Raw genomic sequence first — 795 nt, 5'->3', positions numbered from 1 at the left:
CTGATTCAATCTTCGTCGTAAGAGGAGATTGAGTCGATGATGGGCGAGCAAAGTGTGATGCAGGAGGAGCTGTTCTACGGCTTCAGCCTGGAGCGGCATGTGCCGGCGGATCACCTGCTCAGAGCGATCGACCACTTCGTCGACCTGTCCGCCATCCGCCAGCATCTGGCGCCCTTCTACAGCCCGATCGGCCGTCCCTCGATCGACCCTGAGCTGCTGATCCGCATGCTGATCGTCGGCTATTGCTTCGGCATCCGCTCGGAGCGCCGGCTGTGCGAGGAGGTACATCTGAACCTGGCCTATCGGTGGTTCTGCCGGCTTGGCCTCGAGGGTGATGTGCCTGACCACTCAACCTTCTCCAAGACCCGCCACGGCCGCTTCCGCGATGCCGACCTGCTGCGCGAACTGTTCGAGACCGTCGTCCGGCGCTGCATAGCTGAAGGGCTCGTCGGCGGCGAAGGCTTTGCGGTCGATGCCAGCATGATCGTCGCCGACGCCCATCGTCAGCGCGGGATCGAAACGGCCGAGGACCTCAATCCCAAAGCCAAGCGGGCCGTGGCTGAGTATCTCGCCACTCTGGATGACGCCGCCTTCGGGGCCGCCACGCCGGTGGAGCCCAAGTTCGTCTCCCCTGTTGATCCCGCCGCGCGCTGGACTGCCGCTTGGGGTGGCCCAGCCGTCTATGCCTATTGCACGAACTATTTGATCGACGTGGAGCACGCCATCATCGTGGACGTGGAGCCCTCGACCGCGGTGCGCCAAGCCGAGGTGACGGCCGCCAAGACTATGATCGAG

The 795-nt window shown here is 63.8% G+C and carries 1 protein-coding gene; it reads left to right on the top strand.

From position 1 onward, the window contains the following. Positions 1-36: 36 nt before the first annotated feature. Positions 37-795: transposase (locus NKJ81_RS32565; protein ID WP_352542987.1), on the top strand; the 759-nt coding region annotated here is incomplete at its 3' end.

This window comes from Mesorhizobium sp. M0018 (assembly GCF_040323955.1).
Classification (GTDB): Bacteria; Pseudomonadota; Alphaproteobacteria; order Rhizobiales; family Rhizobiaceae; genus Mesorhizobium.
The sequence above is the reverse complement of the archived record's forward strand: the minus strand, read 5'-3'. Positions and strand labels throughout refer to the sequence as shown.